This is a genomic window from Clostridium sp. LY3-2, assembly GCF_024705715.1.
Classification (GTDB): domain Bacteria; phylum Bacillota; class Clostridia; order Clostridiales; family Clostridiaceae; genus Clostridium.
Genome location: NZ_JAMDLQ010000012.1, coordinates 20,456 through 37,787 on the forward strand (window position 1 = coordinate 20,456; position 17,332 = coordinate 37,787).

Consider the following 17,332-nt stretch of genomic DNA (forward strand, 5'->3'; position numbering starts at 1 on the left):
CCTTATACTCTAGGAAATAGTTATTTTTTTCTCTACTCTACTTCCGTCTAAGTTAAATATAGTTAAATTTAACTTTTTCTCTTTCTTTAATCCTATGCTTTTAGTTTCTATTTTATAATTTTCTTTATCTTTCTCTATTACTATATCTATTTTTTCGAATTTACCTTCTTTAAAATCATTTGTTATACCATCATCATTATAGTAAGTGTAATTAGCTTTCTTATCTACAAATGCAAAGACATCTAATGTGTCTTCATCTATTTCTTCTACTCTTTTAGCATTACTATTATTTATCACTAACATCTTATTCTTTCTTATGAAGATTGGTACTTCATTAAGTTCTAAATCCATATAGCTTACGCCTTTTTTACATACTTCAAACTCTATATTTTCTAAAGAATTTGCTTTTAAAAGTAGCATGTCTTCTGGAATATATACATATCTTCCTTTTGCATTTTCTTCATAAACTGGAGCTATCATTAAACTATCTCCAAGAAGTAATTGATCTTCAACTCTCTTTGAAAAATCATCATTGTATTCAAATGCTAAAGGTTTAAAGTACATATCGTTATTTAGAATTGATTTCATATATTCACTATATAAATGAGGTATTAGTGCATATCTTAAATCTAATATATTTTTTAATGTTTCTCTTCCTTCTTTTGAGAAAGAATAAGGTTCTTGGTTTCTAGTACCTAGTGCTGCATGATTTCTAAATAAAGGAGTGAATAAGCTAAGTGCTGACCATCTTATAACTAATTCCTCATTTGCATCAGATCCAAAGCCTCCTGTATCTGCTCCTGTAAATATAAATCCACACATATTAATTCCTGGCATCATTTGAAGATTTAATTTTATATGTTCAAACCAAGATGCATTATCTCCAGTCCATATTCCACCGTATCTATGCATTCCAACTGTTGAAGCTCTTGAAAATAGTAAAAATCTTTTATTTTCGTCTATTTCTTTTAGTCCTTCACTAGCTGACCTTGTCATATTAAATCCAAAAAGATTATGAACTCTATCATGTCTTATTAAATTTCCATCTATGTTATGATAAAAACTTTTGTAATCTTCAATACTATTTTTTAATTTATCGAAGCTAGAACTTAAATCAAAATAATCATAAATTCCAATATTTTTATCTTTAAAAGAATCTATGTAATTAAAAGCTTCTTTTAATCTTTTTTCTGAATAAAATATTGCAGGTTCATTCATATCATTCCAGAACCCTTCTATTCCTTTATCAGTTAAGAATTTATATTTTAATCCAAACCATCTTCTAGCATCTTTATTTAAAAAGTCTGGAAAGTGAACTAGCCCTGGCCACACAGCTGCAACAAAAGGATCTCCATTTTCATCGTTGCAATAAAAATTATTTTTTATTCCTTCTTCGTAAACATCATATCCCTTTTCTATTTTGCACCCTGCATCTATTATAGGTATTAGTCTTATTCCTTTTTCTTTGAATTCCTTTACAAACCCTTCGAAATCTTTAAATCTTTCTCTGTCTACAGTAAAGTTTTTAAAATCTTTCATATAATCAATATCAAGATAAATCATATCAAGTGGCATTTCTTCTTTTTCGTAGCGAGATAAAACATTTCTTATATCTTCTTCATTTTTGTAACCCCATCTACTTTGCCCAACTCCAAGTGCCCATTTTGGTGCTACGTAACTCATTCCGATTATATCTCTAAAGTTTTTAACTATATCTAAAATATTATCTCCATCTATTATATAAAGGTTAAAATCATTTTCTGAAACTTTTATTTTTAATTTATCTTTATCGTTAAAACCTAAATCAAAGATAACTTTTCCTCCAAAGTCTAAAAATACTCCAAAAGTTTTTTCACCGTGAACTACAAAGAAGTTATGAGCTCCGTAAAGACTCTTTTTTTCAGGAGTGTGAGAGAAATCATCAGTACAAAAACTTTCAAAAATTCTTCCTCTCTTATTTATTCCTCCGACATTTTCCCCAAGCCCATAGATTATATCTTCTTTTTTAAGTCCAAATGTAAAGCCTTCTTCTTCTAAAGTTAAATACTTTAGATCTTCTTTTATTTCTTCACCTTTATTTTTTATAACTGATTCAGTTTCTAATGGATCCCCAAAAGTATACTTAATTATATTTTCATTTATTTTAAAACTTCTCATAATACCCTCCATTAATATTTACTTAACGCTTGTACATGACTCTCTTTCAATTATTTTAGTTTCAAAAACAATATGTTTATGATTTTCTTTTTTAGTTAAAAGAGCTAGTAGTAAGTCTATACTATTTGTTGCCATATCTTTGTTTGGCTGTTTAACTGTAGTTATACCTGGATTATAGTATTTTGCTATATCCATTCCGTCAAATCCTGAGATTGATATGTCTTTCCCGATTTCAAGTCCTAAATCTAAAGCTGCTTTAGAAGCTCCAACTGCCATAGTATCAGATATAGCAAATATAGCCGTTATATCTTTGTTTTCTTTTAAGAATCTCTTAGTTTCTTTATAAGCACCATCAAATGTATATTCACCTATTAAGATATTTTTTTCTTTTATTTCTAAAGAAAATTTATTCATAGCTTCCTTATAACCTTCAAGTCTTTGAGAACTAATTCCATCGTGCTCTTTATCTCCAAGCATCATTGCAATATTTTTATGTCCTCTATTTATTAAATACTCAGTCATATCTCTAGCTGCTTTTTTGTTATCAATACCAATAGATGAAAATTGATTTTCATTAGCCTTATCCATATATAACGTATTTACAGATGTTAAGATAATAGGTATATTTAAAAATTTAAATGTATCTTCGTTTATGTGATTAAAGTTTCCCCCTAAACAAATCAGTGCTTGAAGTCTCTTTTCTTTTACAAATGAAATTAATCTATCTGAATCTTCACCGTCATTAAAATCATTTTGTTGAAGTATCATAGTATACCCAGCTTCTCCTACCCTATTTGAAATAATACTTATCATCTCTGAGAAAAATGGGTTAAATACACCTTTTACTAAAACCCCAATGTTGTTGTTATTATTCTTTTTAAGTATCCTTGCACTATCGTTTGGGATATAATTACTCTCTTTAATTATCCTTTTAACCTTTTCACGAGTTTCATCTTTAACATCTGGATGATTATTTATAACTCTAGAAACCGTACTAACTCCCACTCCAGCCATCTTTGCTATATCTTTTATATTCATATAATTTCCTCCCATATACTCTTTAACTCTATAATTTTCTGAAAATATTACCGGTATCGTTCCCGTCTATATGGTATATTATACCCCTTCTGTAAAGAATATGGAGTATTTTACCTTATAATTTTAGTATATTGAAGTTAAATTCATTAATCCTTAATTTCTCATCTATAAATATATCTTTTTCATTGTAGATATCTTTATAATTACCTCTTAAACCTAAATCTAATTCTAATGACTTTTTAGAATTATTTATTATTACCATAATTGAATCATTTCCTAAAACCCTTTTATAAACTAAAACCTTATCTTCTGAAACTAAAATCTCTGTAGTTCCATCTATAAGTTCTTTATTTTCTTTTCTAATCTTAGTTAATTTTTTATAATGATTTAAAAGATCTATATCTATTTTTTCATCTTCCCAAACCATACATCTTCTACAGTCAGGGTCATCTCCCCCTGTAAGTCCAACTTCGTCTCCATAATAAATATACGGAACACCTTCACTTGTAAATTTAAACACTTCAGCTAAAGCAAGTTTTCTTTTATCTTCCTTACATTCATGCAAAAATCTAGCCGTATCGTGAGAATCTAAAAGGTTTAGCATCTCTTTATACATAGAATCAATAAGACCTTCTTTTCTTAAAGTTATCCTATCTATTAATTCTCTTGATGATATATTTCCATAAGCAAAGAAATCTAAACAAGCTTCTCTAAATGGGTAATTCATAGTTGAGTCAAACTCATCACCTTTTAAAAATTCATTTCCAAGGTGCATAACTTCACCTATTATTAAAGCTTCTTCTTTTAAATCTTTAACTGCTTTTCTAAAGTCTTTCCAAAATGAATGGCATACTTCATCAGCTACATCAAGTCTCCAACCGTCGATATCAAACTCACGAATCCAATACCTTCCGACTTCTAAGAAGTATTCCTTTGTTTCTTTGTTATCCATATTAAGCTTTGGCATATACTTTAGTCTTTCACCAAAAGTTTTATAGTTAATCTTCTCTTGGCATACGCTATCACCATCTATATAGTACCAATCTTTATATTTTGAATTACTATCTTTTTTTAATTCTTCAAAAGCAAAGAAATCATCACCTGTATGATTAAATACAGCATCTAAAACTATTCTTATACCTTTACTGTGAGCCTTTTCTACTAATTCTTTAAACTCTTCTTTAGTTCCAAAACTCTCATCTATCTCAAAATAATCCATAATATTATATTTGTGATTAGATTTTGATTTAAAAATAGGCGTTAGATAAATAAGATTTACTCCTAAACTATCTATATAATCTAAATTGTTTGTTATTCCTTTTAAATCTCCTCCAAAGAAACTTTTAGGCTTAACATCGCTTCCCCATTTTTCTATATCTCTTGGATCATTTTCTTTATTTCCGTTAGAAAATCTTTCTGGAAATATTTGATACACTATAGAATCTTTAGCCCAAGTAACAGGCTTATAAATTTCACTTTCGTGAACATAAGGCTTATGGAAATTTCCAAGTTCATCAGGTTTATTTTTAGATACGCCTCTTTCACTAAAGAAAATCTCTAAGCCGTTTTTATCTTCCACAGAAAAGAAATATTTAGCCTTTCCTTCACTTACATCTATAAGAGTTCCAAAGAATTTAAATAATTCAGTTTCCGCTTCTAAATTCATTTCTTTTTTTGTAAATCCAGTTTTCCAAGCATATTTTTCTTTGTAATAAAGATTCACCTTTTTTAAATCTTCATTAGCTATTCTAAGCTTTAAATAAATAGTATTTTTAGAAGTTCCATAACAATATGGAACTTCAGGGATGTGATAAATTGCATGTAAATTCATAGCTTTAGCCCTCCAAAGTTATTTATTAACCTTTTACTGAACCTGCAACTAAACCTTTAGCCATGTATTTTTGACCAACTGTTGCAAGAACTACTATTGGAATTGATGCCATAATAGCTGCTGCTGAGTATTGAGTCCAGTTAGTTGAGAATTGGTTTCTTATAAATTGTTGTAAACCTATTGGAATAGTTTGGCTTGCAGGGTCTTTCATAATTGCTGAAGCAAAGATAAATTCACTGTAAGCTCCTATAAATGTAAATAAGAATATTACAAGTAGCATATTTTTAGTTAAAGGTAATATTACTTTTCTAAATGCCTCAAATTGACTTGCTCCGTCAACATAAGCTGCTTCTGTAAGTTCTTTTGGAATTCCATCCATAAATCCTTTCATAAGCCAAATGTTATATGCACTAGCACCACATTGAATTACTATAAGAGTTATAAGGTGGTCCATTCCGTTTATTCTATAAACTACTGCAAGTATTGCAGGTAATGCCATAGTTGTTGGGAACATTTGAAGTAAAAGTAAGAACATAAGTCCATTTTTTCTTCCTGTAAACTTCATTTTTGAAAATGCATATGCAGTTGGTATAGTTAATATTAATTGTATTATTGAAATTGCAAAACATACGATTAATGAATTTTTCATCCAAACTAAAAAGTCTGTTTCAGTTAAAACCTTTTTATAGTTTTCTAATGAAAATGCCTTAGGTAAAATAGAAGTTTGAGTGAAGGCTTCACCCTTTGCCATTGAAGCTCCTATTACTGAAAGTACTGGGAATAATACTATTAAAACCATAAGTATTAAAAATATTCTAGATATCCAAACGCTTCTTATTTCAGCTGGTCTTAGTTTCTTTTTATATTTAATTGCTTCTCCATTACTCATATTATTCCACCTCCTCGAATTGACCTGACATTTTCATTTGAATGTATGAAATACTAGCTAATATAATAAATAAGATTATACTGATTGTTGCAGCTATATCGAATCTACCAAATTGAGTTGATAATTTGTAGTTAACTGATGCTAGTATATCTGTGTAACCTGCAAAAGATGTACCTACTCTTGCTGGTAAACCTTCTGTAATTAAGAATGCTGAACCGAAGTTATTAAAGTTAAATGCAAATGAAGAAATTAAAAGCGGATAAGCTGTTCTAGCTAAGCTTGGAAGAGTTATCTTTCTAAATTGAAGGAACTTGCTAGCTCCATCAACATCTGCTGCTTCATAATAACTATCTGGAATTGAACCTAAGGCTCCTAAACAAACGTTCATCATATATGGGAAACCAAGCCAAACACTAACTACGATTATTGATAATCTAGCCATATTAGGATCTGTTAACCATTGAACTGGTTCACTAATAATGTGTAAATTCATAAGTAAATTATTTATAGCTCCATAGCTTCCATTTAAAAGTCCTTGCCATGAAAGAACGGCAACTGTTGCTGGAAGAGCCCATGGAATTATAAGGATTGCTCTATAAAATGCTTTTTCCTTTAAGTTTGGATTATTTAAAGCTATAGCAACTATAAGTCCTAATAAAAATGTTAATACTGTTGCGCAAACAGCAAATATAATATTCCATCCAAATACAGGCATAAATACCTCTTTAAATGGACCTGTAAATACGTCTTTAAAGTTTTCAAGTCCTACAAATTTTGGACTTCCTTGAGTAAACATAGTGTAATCAGTAAATGCTATATAAACTGTGTATACTATCGGTATAACTGTGAATATTGCAATTGATATCATAGCCGGTATTAAATAAGGCATTGATTTTATAGTATTAATTCTATTCTTTTTACTTTTTGGCACCGTTTCCATCCCCTTTCAAAAAAAATAACTTATTTGACAGGGAGGCTTAAACCTCCCTATCTTAAGTTAATTATTTTTGTTGTGCAATACCTTGTTTAATTTGTTCTACCATGTTTTTACCGCATTCTGCTGGTGTGATTTTTCCTGAAGTTAATAATGTTAAGTTGTTACCTGCTGGTTCCCACATAGCTTGAACTTCTGGAATGTTTGGCATTGGAGTAGCGTTTTTAGCTTGCTCTGCGAATGCTGCCATTAATTTATTATCTTTAAATTCTTTACTATCTAAATATTTTTTAGTAACTGGTATTCTGTGTCCTGTATTAAGAATTACTTCACCTGAGTTTTCAACTAAATATTTACATAACTTCCAAGCTGCATCTTGATTATCTGATTTGTTATTAACAAATGCTGCTTGTACACCCATGAATGTTGGAACTTTCTTACCATCTAAAGTTGGCATTGGAACTACATCAAAGTTAACTCCACCATCTTTGAAAGCTTGAACATCCCAAGGTCCTGAAATATAAAGACCTGATTTTTTATTTAAGAAATCACCTTTTGCCATATCACCTTTGATATCAGCTGGCATTAATTTATCTTTAACTACTAAATCTTGAATGAATTGGTATCCTTTTATTGCACCTGCATTATCAAGTCCTATATTGTTTGGATCTAATGTTCCGTTATTATCTTTAAATACATATCCACCGTTTGCAGCTATAAATCCGTAGCTGTTGTAGAAGTTATTTATATCAAATTTAAATCCCACACTTTCTCCAAGTTTTGCTACTTCTTCCATAGTTTTTGGAGCTTCTTTAACTTTATCTTTGTTGTAATATAAAGCTATAGTTTCTTGTGCTAGTGGCACTCCGTATTTCTTTCCATTTATTGTTACTGCATCTAAAACTTGTTTTGATGCGAAATCTTCATCTTTAATTAAATCGCTAGGTACTTCTGAAAGTAATCCTGCTTTTTCATAAAGACCTAAGTTATCATGTGCTATACCAAACATTAAATCTGGACCTTTACCAGCTTTAATCGCTTGCATTGACTCTTGAGTTTTACTCTTGTCTATAACCATAGTAACTTTATAGCCGTTTTCTTCTCCCCATTTTTCAGCCATAGGCTTAATTTTTTCAACCTCTTGTTCTGTAAGTCTTGACCATACTTTTAATTCTTTAGATGCATCTGCTGATTTTTTATCTCCGCCTCCGCATCCTACAAGTGTTCCTGCAACTACAACAGCTGCGATAATTCCTGCTAAAATTCTTTTTCTTTTAATCATTTAACCTTTCCCCCTTAATACTTTTATGGAATTTCGGTAACGATTCCAAAATTCTTAAAAAAATTTATGACCTTTATGATTATAATAAGTTCTGTCTTGTAACTTCTGGTATCGTTTTCAATTATATTTTATAACTTTTTCTACCTAATCACAATATATTTTTTCTAATTTTTGTCTTTTTGTAATCTATTACAATTGAATTATGAACAAATTGTTAATAGATTTTCTTTCCATATAGATATTATCATTTTAAATTCTACAGCTTGATTAAATTCCCTTATATCATACCCTGTTATCTTTTGAATCTTTTCAATTCTATAGATAAGAGTATTTCTATGAATATATAAGCTTTTAGCTCCTTCACTTAAGTTTAATCCAGCTTTATAAAACATATCTATAGTTCTTAAAAGTTCATCGTCTAACATTTTAAGCTTATCATCGAATTCCTTGCATATTCCATTTTTAAACTTAATGTTTATGTTATCTACCATACTTTCAAGAAATAAATCATCATCTCCAAATACTCTTTTGCTTAATTTATTTTTCTTTGCAAGTATTACTTTATAGTTTATAATTTTAAAATCTTCTTTTAGATTTAAAACATTACTAATAGTTCTATATGATATATAGCATTCTGAATAAACGTTAGATTCTATAACTTCAAGTATACTGTTTATGTGATCTAACACATTATCGAAATCTCCAAGTAGCAAAATATGATCTTTGTAAATTAAATTTACAACCTCATTATTTTTATATAATTTATCTATAACCTCTTTAGCTATTTCTAGCTTCTCTCTGTCTATAAATATATCAATTAAATAAAAACTATCTTTAACTACAGTTATCTCTGCTTCAATATCCTCTTTTCTTATTTCTTCCCCATTTAAAATTCTTTTAATTAGCATCTCATTACTTTTAAAATACTCATGTAATTTATCACCAATAAGATACTTTAGAAGACTCATACAATTTTCATCTCTCTCTAGAGTTATAATACATATTTTATTTTTCCCAATCTCTAATACTTCAGCTTTTATCATGCTCTCAAGAAGTTCCTCTTTGCTGATTTTATTAAAAATTTCTTCCCCATTAATTTTTACCATAAACGGTATTTTCGTATGTGAATATATCTCTTCTAATAGCCTTTTAAAATTTCGCATTTGCCTTCTCTTCCCCTTTTTATTTTATATACCTCATATACCTCACTTACTATTATCCTATATTTAAATTAGTTTCTCTATCAAAAATGTGAATTTTTTCTGTATTCATATAAAATTTTGCTTTATCTCCAGTTCTTAAATTGCTTGCATAATTTAATTTTATAGCTACATCTTGGTTATTAAACTTAGTATATACATAACTTTCAGAACCCATAAGTTCAGTAACTTCTACATTAGATTCTATTATGCAATCTGGATTAGCTTTCATATATTTTTCCTTATCATTTAAATCTTCTGGTCTTATTCCGAAAATTATCATTTCACCTAATTTATTTTGAGCCTTAAGTTTGTCCCCTTTTTCTTTTGGGAATCTAACTTCTCCGCCTTTTTTAAAGTAAGCTTTGTAAGTTCCGTTTTCCTCTTCTACTTTACCTTCTAAGAAGTTCATTTGTGGGCTTCCTATGAAACTTGCAACAAACATATTAGCTGGTTTTTGATAGATGTTTTGTGGAGTATCAACTTGTTGAATTATTCCATCTTTCATAACAACTATTCTAGTTCCCATAGTCATAGCCTCAACTTGATCGTGAGTTACGTATATAAAAGTTGTTTGTAACTTTTGATATAATTTACAAATTTCAGTTCTCATTTGAACTCTTAATTTTGCATCTAAGTTTGATAAAGGTTCATCCATTAAGAATACTTTAGGTTCCCTAACTATAGCTCTTCCAAGTGCAACCCTTTGTCTTTGTCCTCCTGATAAAGCTTTTGGTTTTCTCTCTAAAAGATGTTCTATATCTAGTATTCTAGCTGCTTCTCTTACTTTTTTATCTATTTCATCTTTTGGAACTTTTCTTAATTTTAAAGCAAATGCCATATTATCAAATACGCTCATGTGAGGATATAATGCATAGTTTTGGAAAACCATAGCTATATCTCTTTCTTTAGGTTCAACGTCATTTACTACTCTATCTCCAATTTTTAATTCACCTTTTGAAATCTCTTCAAGTCCTGCAATCATTCTAAGTGTAGTTGATTTACCACATCCTGATGGTCCAACGAAAACTACGAACTCCTTATCTTCTATATCTAAATTAAAATCCTTAACTGCTACCACATCTCCTGGGTAAACTTTATAAATATGATCTAAAACTACTTTTGCCATATATATTCCCTCCTAAAATTTTATACCCTTATTCTACATTAGTTAAACCTTTTCATCTATGCACAAAATTCACAAAAATAAGCTAGGCTTATAAAATATAAACCTAGCTTATTTAAACTTTTCTAGTCTTTTTTTACAAATATCAATCTCTTCTTTAGTAAATATCTTTTTATATTTACTCTTAGTAACTAGAGCTTCAATCGTAAGGTCTAGCCTATCTTTTTCTTTTAAAATCCTTATATCAAAGATTTCATTTTCATCTTTAATTAGCTCTTTAGCTGCGTTTATTCCACCTTTTACACTAATAAAATTCAAGTATTTTTCTGGCCTATAATTACATTCAATATCAGCTTTTTTGTAAAGTTCTAGCATATCCATATATAAATCCGATTCTAATACTAATCCTATTCCCACGTCACTTTCCCCGCTTTTACTTTATTACTAATATTTTATGTTATTTAAAGCTATATTATTACAAGAGCCTTAAGTAAGCTCGTTTATATTATCATTTTTATGAGTTAATCTTCTTTTACAAATATCCCTCTCTTCTTCACTAAAGATATCTGAATATCTATCTTTTAATACAATTTCTTCTATATCAAAATCCATATCGTTATTTCTAATAAGTTCTTTAGCGGTAAGAACTGCCCCCTTATTATTTAGCATTTGTAAAAGTTTATCTGTGTCTCTATTATTATGTAGGTTGTTTACCCTATATATTTCTAGAAGATCATTATATAATGTAGAACTATTCATTTAAATTCCTCCTTAAATTTAAAACCTCATAAAAATATTATTACCAAATTTTCTAATAATATATAATTTTTTATTAGAATTTATATATTTTCATTTTACCCCTTATGTAAATTAAATTTATTTCATATAATTAGACTAATATAAATTATTTAAATTTGGAGGAAACCTATGAAAAAAATATATTTAGCAAGTCCGTTCTTTAACGATGATGAACTTGAAAGAATGACTAGTGTATTAAAAGTTTTAAGAGAAGAAAAGGGATTTGAAGTCTTTGCACCATTTGAATTAAAAAGCGATTTAGAATTTGGTTCACTTGAATGGAGAAAAGAAACTTTCCTAGCGGATAAAACTGAAATAAATAAAGCTGATTTAGTAGTTGCAATCATAAGTAATGGAAATTATTCAGATAGCGGAACTGCTTGGGAGTGTGGATACTCTTATGCTATAGGTAAAAAAGTTATAGTAGTAAACTTAACTAAAAACCCAGTTAACCTTATGATAAGTGATAGTCTACACGCATATATAGATTCTATAGAAGCATTAAAATCATATGATTTTGATAAACTTGAAACTAGTTCTTACATCGGAAAAGTTTTCTAAATTTAAAAGAAGCTGTGTAATGCACAGCTTCTTAAAATCTATATGTTTTAAAATCTTCTTCTTTAACTATAAATTCCTCATAGAAAAATCTATCTATTACTTCTATAATCTCTTCTACATTTTCCACTTTTAATTTTGTTACATTTGAATTTTCAATTGCCTTGTTATAAAGTTTCATAAAGTCTATTGCAAACAATTCTTTATTAATTTTATTTTTTAATCCATATTTTTCTGCAATAAGTCTTCTTTGGTCTGGAGGTAAATATCCTGAAATAACATAATCTTTATCAATAAATACTATCCCTCTATTAAAATAGGCATCAATTTCACTTATATCTGCTTTCATTACTTTTATAGCATTTATATCACATAGTGTTTCAAGAATCATTCTTTTAATTATGACTTCTTTTCCTAAAAATCCTCCTAATTTCAAAGTTAATCCTATCCCCTCTTGTAATTTTTTAAGAGTATTTTCTTCCTTTTTACTTTTAAAAAACTTAGCATGAGTTAATTCATGCCCTAAAAGCAATTTTAATCCTTTATCTGCATACTCAAAGTCCATTTTAGAAATTCCAACTTTAAGTTTTTTCTTTCCTATAATACTTTTGCTTATAAAAGCATTGTTTATATCTCCTCTTTCATAAACTACATGTATTTCTTCATCTTCTAAATCAAATAGCTCTTTATTGTTTTTTATTATTTTTTTTGCTTTTTCAATTACCTCGTCTTTGTCTTTAAAACAAATTATTTTCTTCATTAACACTCACCCATATAATTTTTATGAGTTATAATATGAGATAGATTTAATTTTTGTTACAAAAAAGCTACGCCTTTTATAGCGTAGCTTTTAAATTAGTCATGCAGAGTTGGATCAAACATTCTCTTATTATCATATTCTGTCATCATACTTTCTAGTTCAGCAATTGTTTTACTTTCTAGTGCTTCTTCTGACTTTCCATCTTTTGATAATCTTTTTATGATTTCTTTTTTGTATAACTTATCTTCATATGTCATAAAACCACCTCCGACATTAATAGTATTCCTAATTAATTTGATATTTAAAGAGGTAGTTTTTGTATTTAAATTTCTCCTAATATTCCACTTAAGACTTTTTTAGGAGTATATTCACCATTTAGATATTTTTGTTTATTATATACTATTTCCCTTGCTGTTTCTCTGTCTAAATTACCTTTATTTAATAATATATCCAAAACAACTTCTTCGTCTATTAATGCCTCGTAATCCGAAACACTGCAATTATCATATTGCATTTCTCCAACTATTTTTATTATATATTTTAACTTATTTATTATTTCATTTTTATCTTGTAAATCCGCTATGCAATTAGATACTTCAATTACAAATTTTCTTATATTAGAAACTGATTTTTCTTTTAAGATTAATTCATTTATATTCATAAAAACGCTCCTTTTTCTTTTTATTATATAATAATTATTATTAATTTCAATCTTTTTAAAAACTTTTTTTAATATTTATCCCTTACTAATAATACATTCTCCCCAAATCTCCCTCTCCCTATCCCCTCTGTTCTGAACTTTTGTTGTTTATGTATATAACTTTGCCAAGTTGTAAATACTAAAAATAGAGGTGATAACTATGAATAATTCAATATCTTGTCCGCATTGTAATTCTAATTTATATATTAAGCATGGTCACTATAAAAACAATCAACGTTATAAATGTAGATCATGTCTAAAAACTTACACTAGTGGATCTAAATCAGTCTGGAATAAATCTAAAAAATCTCATACTCTTTGGCTTGAATATTTTAAATTGATGTCTTCCGGACTATCTATTAGAGAATGTGCTTATAAATTAAATATTTGCATAGATACTTCTTTTAGATGGCGCCATAAAATTTTAAATAAAACTGAAATCCCCAGTTCACCTTACAATCTACACGGGAGAGTTTTGATAAAGCATACTTATTTTAAAGAAAATTTTAAAGGTCAAAAGACTCCTCCAGTTTTAAAAACACTTGATAATCGTGATAAAATCTATGTTTTACTCGCAATAAATAAATATAAAAACTCATTTGCAAAGGTTTCTTTTAGAAAAAGTATGACCCTTAACGATATAGATAATATCGTCTCATCATTGAAATATAATAAAAAAGCCAAGTTTATACCAGCCCATGATATCCCGTCGAAAAGAGTTTGCATAAGGATATCTAGGCGAAACTTAAAACTATCTAAATATAATTCTAAGCTTATTGAAAACTTGACTTATTTATCTCAATATTTCATTAAATTTTTACGTAGAATTATTTTTAAAAAATATCGTGGAATAGCCTCTAAGTATTTAGATAAATATTTGAATTGGCTTGTAATTTTGTTTGAAAATAAACTTGATTCAAGATTTTTTTACCCTAATATTCACCATGATATTTTCTGTTAATTTTAAAACTTGTCTAAATTATTTTTCTCATAAATATATTATTTTTAGTACAAGCATCTTTGAACCAACTCTTAATGGCTGATTTCCTAATGTCCTAAAAAAAATATCATAATTTTTTTCATCTACTGCACGAACAACACAAGTTCAGAACAGTTAGGTCAGTAAATCTGATAAAGTTTAGATTTATATATAAACCCATGCTCTTAACCATTAATTCCCAACACTTTCATAAGATTTTACCCCTTTAAGCCATATCAAATATGCTATAACCATTACCAAAATACCAACAAAAGCCGTAAGCAGCACACCTTTTAAGAAACTTTCCTTACCTAAAATATAAGCAGCTGGATAATATCCTGTAAAAGCAAAAGGTATTATAAAAGTTAATATCCCCTTTATTCCACCTGGGTAAATATTAATAGGATACTTAGAAAATCCGCTCATCTCGTAGGCAACCCTTAAATAACTCATACTCCTTTTAGTCCAAAAAGCAATAGCTGCCATCCCAGTTTTTATTCCAGTATATATTAAAGTTCCTCCTAAAACTGCTATTATAAATCCCAAAACATCCATAAACCCTATAGATATATTAAGTTTTATCCCCGAAAAAACAATAAGAATCATACCTGTTAAAAGTTCACCAAACCCATCTGGCTGAAATCTTTGCGCAATTACTTGAAAATACGGATTTAAAGGCCTTAAAAGATATCTGTCCATCTCACCTGTAACTATAGAATCACGGCTAAATATCCAAAGATAATCCGTAAACACATGATCTATCCCTCTAGGAATTTGAGAAAATCCATAGATAAATAATATTTCATAAAATGACCACCCTTTTAGGCTTGGGATATTATTAAATACTAATCCTATAAATACTATCGAAGAAAGCTGAACTAGAAAAAATCCAACTATCCCAGCTAAAAAATCTTCCTTATACTCCATAAGTACCTTTAAATATTGCTTTAAAAATTTAATGTATATACTAAAATACCTTTTCATCTTTTAACCCCCTTGTACACTTAAACTTCCAATAACCTTACTAAAAATAAATTTTGATAAATATCCAAGTATTATCACCCAAAATAATTGAAATCCTAATTCTTTAATAATTAATGCACCTTGAATTTTTCCAAGATAGATCATAGAGGGTGTGTATATAACAGAACTAAATGGAAGTATTTTTATTATTTTCCCTATCACATCTGGGAAAAAGGTTAGAGGTATTAAAGACCCCGAAATAAGCATTATAATAGCATTTTGTATTTGAGAAACTCCCCACATATTATAAATTTTAAAGGCAGCTAACCCAAACATATATGAATAATACACATTAATTAAAAAAGCTAAAACTATACTTAAAAGTCCAAACGCTATATTAGAAAATCCTATATTTATTCCTTTATATATTCCAAAAATACTAATAAAAATCATAGCTGGTATAACTACTAATATAAATTTATATAAAAATTCTCCAATTCCTATAGCTATCATCCTTTTCCTATAAGAAATTGGCTTTGTTATACTCATAGCGACACTTCCATCTCTAACTTCCTTAGAAACTTCATAAGAAATAGTTGAAGATGCTGCCATCCCAATTATATAGCTTATAAGTACATAGATTAGCATTTCATTTAAAGTAAATCCCTTAATTATGCTTTCGTTTGAACTGCTGTATATTGCTTTCCATAAAAAATAAGTCACAATAACAACAATAAAACTTCCAAGCATCCACATAAAAGTCTCAGCTTTGTATGCTAATTCTTTTTTAAAAGCTCCCTTTATGAAGGTGTAAAATATCTTAAGGTCTCTTTTATTCATACTCAGTCATCCCCTCTCTGTAGATTTTTTTTATTATATCCTCTATGCTACTTTCTAATATCTTAAAGTCATTTACATATATTTTTTGCATAAGTTTATATAATATATCAGAGGATGTTATTAGATTTTTATTATATTTAATACTTATTTTTTCTCCGTCTAAAGTTAACTTTAAATCATCTTTTCCTATATTAAATAAATTTCTTAAACTATCATAACTAATACTTTCTTCTTTATTTTTAAAAGATATATCTAATGTAGTAATGTATCCAAACTTTTCTTTTATCTTATCTAAACTACCATCATATATTTTCTTTCCTTTATCTATAATTATTATTCTTTCACAAAGTTCTTCTATATCACTTAAATCGTGAGTAGTTAATATTACAGTTGTCCCAAACTCCTTATTAATTCTTTTTATAGCCTTCCTAACATTCTCTTTTACAACTATATCAAGCCCTATAGTAGGTTCATCTAAATAAAGTATTTTGGGGTTGTGTATTAAAGATGCTGCTAAATCTGCCCTCATTCTCTGTCCTAATGATAAAGTTCTAACTGGCCTGTCTATAAATTCTTCTAATTCAAGCACATCATTTAAAAACTTCATACTTCTATTAAATTCAATATCATCTATTGAATAGATATCTTTTAATATATCAAATGTTTCTCTAAGTGCTAAATCCCACCAAAGTTGAGTTCTTTGTCCAAATACAACTCCAATATTCATCGCATTTTTTTCTCTTTCTTTGTAAGGCACTATTCCATCTACTATTATTTCTCCAGATGTTGGCGTTAAAATACCTGTCATCATTTTAATCGTTGTTGATTTCCCAGCCCCATTTGCTCCAATATATCCTACAACTTCTCCCTTTTTTATATTAAATGAAATATCTGATACAACCTTTTTTAGTTCAAAATCATTCGTAAATAATGATTTCATCGCACCTTTTAATCCCTTTTCTTTTTTCTTTATCTTAAATTCTTTATTTATATTATTTACCTTTATCATAAATTCTCATTTCCCCCATTCATTTAATTTAAATACTCTTATAATGAAGCAATAATTTTATTATACATCGAAAACGTTACCAATAAGCAGTTTACATAATACTTTTACATTTCTTTGTAGATTCTCACAAATAAAATTCATATTTTTTCATGTTTAACACTTTTTCCATTTTATGTTTTTACATTGTTCAAAATTTAACATTATAATTTTATATAAGCATAGTTTACATTTTAAAACAGTCATAGCATTGATTGTTTTTTCAATAGCCA

Annotated in this window: 18 protein-coding genes; 2 read left to right on the top strand and 16 right to left on the bottom strand. The window is 28.2% G+C overall.

Translation table 11 applies throughout. The features are described 5' to 3' along the window. Positions 1 to 9 precede the first annotated feature (9 nt). The 10 genes from M4I33_RS02850 to M4I33_RS02895 form a co-directional block, all read right to left on the bottom strand. Complete coding sequence (locus tag M4I33_RS02850) at positions 10 to 2,157, bottom strand: TIM-barrel domain-containing protein (RefSeq protein WP_257915369.1); 2,148 nt, start codon at positions 2,155 to 2,157, stop codon at positions 10 to 12. 18 nt (positions 2,158 to 2,175) lie between these two features. After that, a complete protein-coding gene (locus M4I33_RS02855) occupies positions 2,176 to 3,195 on the bottom strand; it encodes a LacI family DNA-binding transcriptional regulator (protein WP_257915370.1) in 1,020 nt (339 codons plus the stop codon). Positions 3,196 to 3,310: 115 nt separating this feature from the next. Beyond that, positions 3,311 to 5,026: a glycoside hydrolase family 13 protein gene (locus tag M4I33_RS02860; RefSeq protein ID WP_257915372.1), complete on the bottom strand. Its 1,716-nt coding sequence runs from the start codon at positions 5,024 to 5,026 to the stop codon at positions 3,311 to 3,313. Between the two features lie 25 nt (positions 5,027 to 5,051). Further along, positions 5,052 to 5,915, bottom strand: coding sequence for a sugar ABC transporter permease (locus M4I33_RS02865; RefSeq protein WP_257915373.1), 864 nt, complete (start codon positions 5,913 to 5,915; stop codon positions 5,052 to 5,054). Between the two features lies 1 nt (position 5,916). Then, positions 5,917 to 6,855, bottom strand: a complete 939-nt coding sequence (locus M4I33_RS02870; RefSeq protein ID WP_194192352.1) for a carbohydrate ABC transporter permease — start codon at positions 6,853 to 6,855, stop codon at positions 5,917 to 5,919. Positions 6,856 to 6,916: 61 nt separating this feature from the next. Next, positions 6,917 to 8,131, bottom strand: a complete 1,215-nt coding sequence (locus M4I33_RS02875; RefSeq protein WP_257915374.1) for a maltose ABC transporter substrate-binding protein — start codon at positions 8,129 to 8,131, stop codon at positions 6,917 to 6,919. A gap of 200 nt (positions 8,132 to 8,331) precedes the next feature. After that, complete coding sequence (locus M4I33_RS02880; RefSeq protein WP_257915375.1) at positions 8,332 to 9,294, bottom strand: CdaR family transcriptional regulator; 963 nt, start codon at positions 9,292 to 9,294, stop codon at positions 8,332 to 8,334. Between the two features lie 52 nt (positions 9,295 to 9,346). Further along, positions 9,347 to 10,459 (bottom strand): ABC transporter ATP-binding protein, encoded by a 1,113-nt coding sequence (locus M4I33_RS02885; RefSeq protein WP_257915376.1) that lies wholly within the window; start codon positions 10,457 to 10,459, stop codon positions 9,347 to 9,349. 108 nt (positions 10,460 to 10,567) lie between these two features. Then, positions 10,568 to 10,873 carry a hypothetical protein gene (locus M4I33_RS02890; protein WP_257915377.1) on the bottom strand — a complete coding sequence of 102 codons (306 nt, stop codon included), beginning with the start codon at positions 10,871 to 10,873 and terminating at the stop codon, positions 10,568 to 10,570. A gap of 69 nt (positions 10,874 to 10,942) precedes the next feature. After that, positions 10,943 to 11,215, bottom strand: coding sequence for a hypothetical protein (locus tag M4I33_RS02895; RefSeq protein WP_257915378.1), 273 nt, complete (start codon positions 11,213 to 11,215; stop codon positions 10,943 to 10,945). 168 nt (positions 11,216 to 11,383) lie between these two features. Here M4I33_RS02895 and M4I33_RS02900 point away from each other — a divergent pair, with 168 nt between their 5' ends. Next, a complete protein-coding gene (locus M4I33_RS02900) occupies positions 11,384 to 11,815 on the top strand; it encodes a nucleoside 2-deoxyribosyltransferase (RefSeq protein WP_257915379.1) in 432 nt (143 codons plus the stop codon). A 31-nt stretch (positions 11,816 to 11,846) separates the two neighbouring features. On the opposite strand, the gene M4I33_RS02905 is transcribed toward M4I33_RS02900, so the two are convergent. The 3 genes from M4I33_RS02905 to M4I33_RS02915 all read right to left on the bottom strand — a co-directional run bounded on the left by M4I33_RS02905 (position 11,847) and on the right by M4I33_RS02915 (position 13,233). Beyond that, positions 11,847 to 12,572, bottom strand: a complete 726-nt coding sequence (locus M4I33_RS02905) for a hypothetical protein (RefSeq protein WP_257915380.1) — start codon at positions 12,570 to 12,572, stop codon at positions 11,847 to 11,849. A gap of 95 nt (positions 12,573 to 12,667) precedes the next feature. Continuing rightward, positions 12,668 to 12,829 (bottom strand): hypothetical protein, encoded by a 162-nt coding sequence (locus M4I33_RS02910; RefSeq protein WP_194192344.1) that lies wholly within the window; start codon positions 12,827 to 12,829, stop codon positions 12,668 to 12,670. A 65-nt stretch (positions 12,830 to 12,894) separates the two neighbouring features. After that, a complete protein-coding gene (locus M4I33_RS02915) occupies positions 12,895 to 13,233 on the bottom strand; it encodes a hypothetical protein (protein ID WP_257915381.1) in 339 nt (112 codons plus the stop codon). Between the two features lie 199 nt (positions 13,234 to 13,432). Here M4I33_RS02915 and M4I33_RS02920 point away from each other — a divergent pair, with 199 nt between their 5' ends. Further along, positions 13,433 to 14,233, top strand: a complete 801-nt coding sequence (locus tag M4I33_RS02920; protein WP_257915382.1) for a hypothetical protein — start codon at positions 13,433 to 13,435, stop codon at positions 14,231 to 14,233. A gap of 210 nt (positions 14,234 to 14,443) precedes the next feature. Here the strand turns inward: M4I33_RS02920 and M4I33_RS02925 are convergent, their stop codons facing one another. From M4I33_RS02925 to M4I33_RS02935, 3 genes are read right to left on the bottom strand one after another with little or no spacing between them, the layout of a single operon-like run. After that, positions 14,444 to 15,235, bottom strand: a complete 792-nt coding sequence (locus M4I33_RS02925; protein WP_257915383.1) for an ABC transporter permease — start codon at positions 15,233 to 15,235, stop codon at positions 14,444 to 14,446. A gap of 3 nt (positions 15,236 to 15,238) precedes the next feature. Continuing rightward, positions 15,239 to 16,054 (bottom strand): ABC-2 family transporter protein, encoded by an 816-nt coding sequence (locus M4I33_RS02930; RefSeq protein WP_257915384.1) that lies wholly within the window; start codon positions 16,052 to 16,054, stop codon positions 15,239 to 15,241. Further along, positions 16,047 to 17,063, bottom strand: coding sequence for an ATP-binding cassette domain-containing protein (locus tag M4I33_RS02935; RefSeq protein WP_257915385.1), 1,017 nt, complete (start codon positions 17,061 to 17,063; stop codon positions 16,047 to 16,049). The genes M4I33_RS02930 and M4I33_RS02935 overlap by 8 nt, the downstream gene beginning before the upstream one ends. Between the last annotated feature and the right edge of the window lie 269 nt (positions 17,064 to 17,332).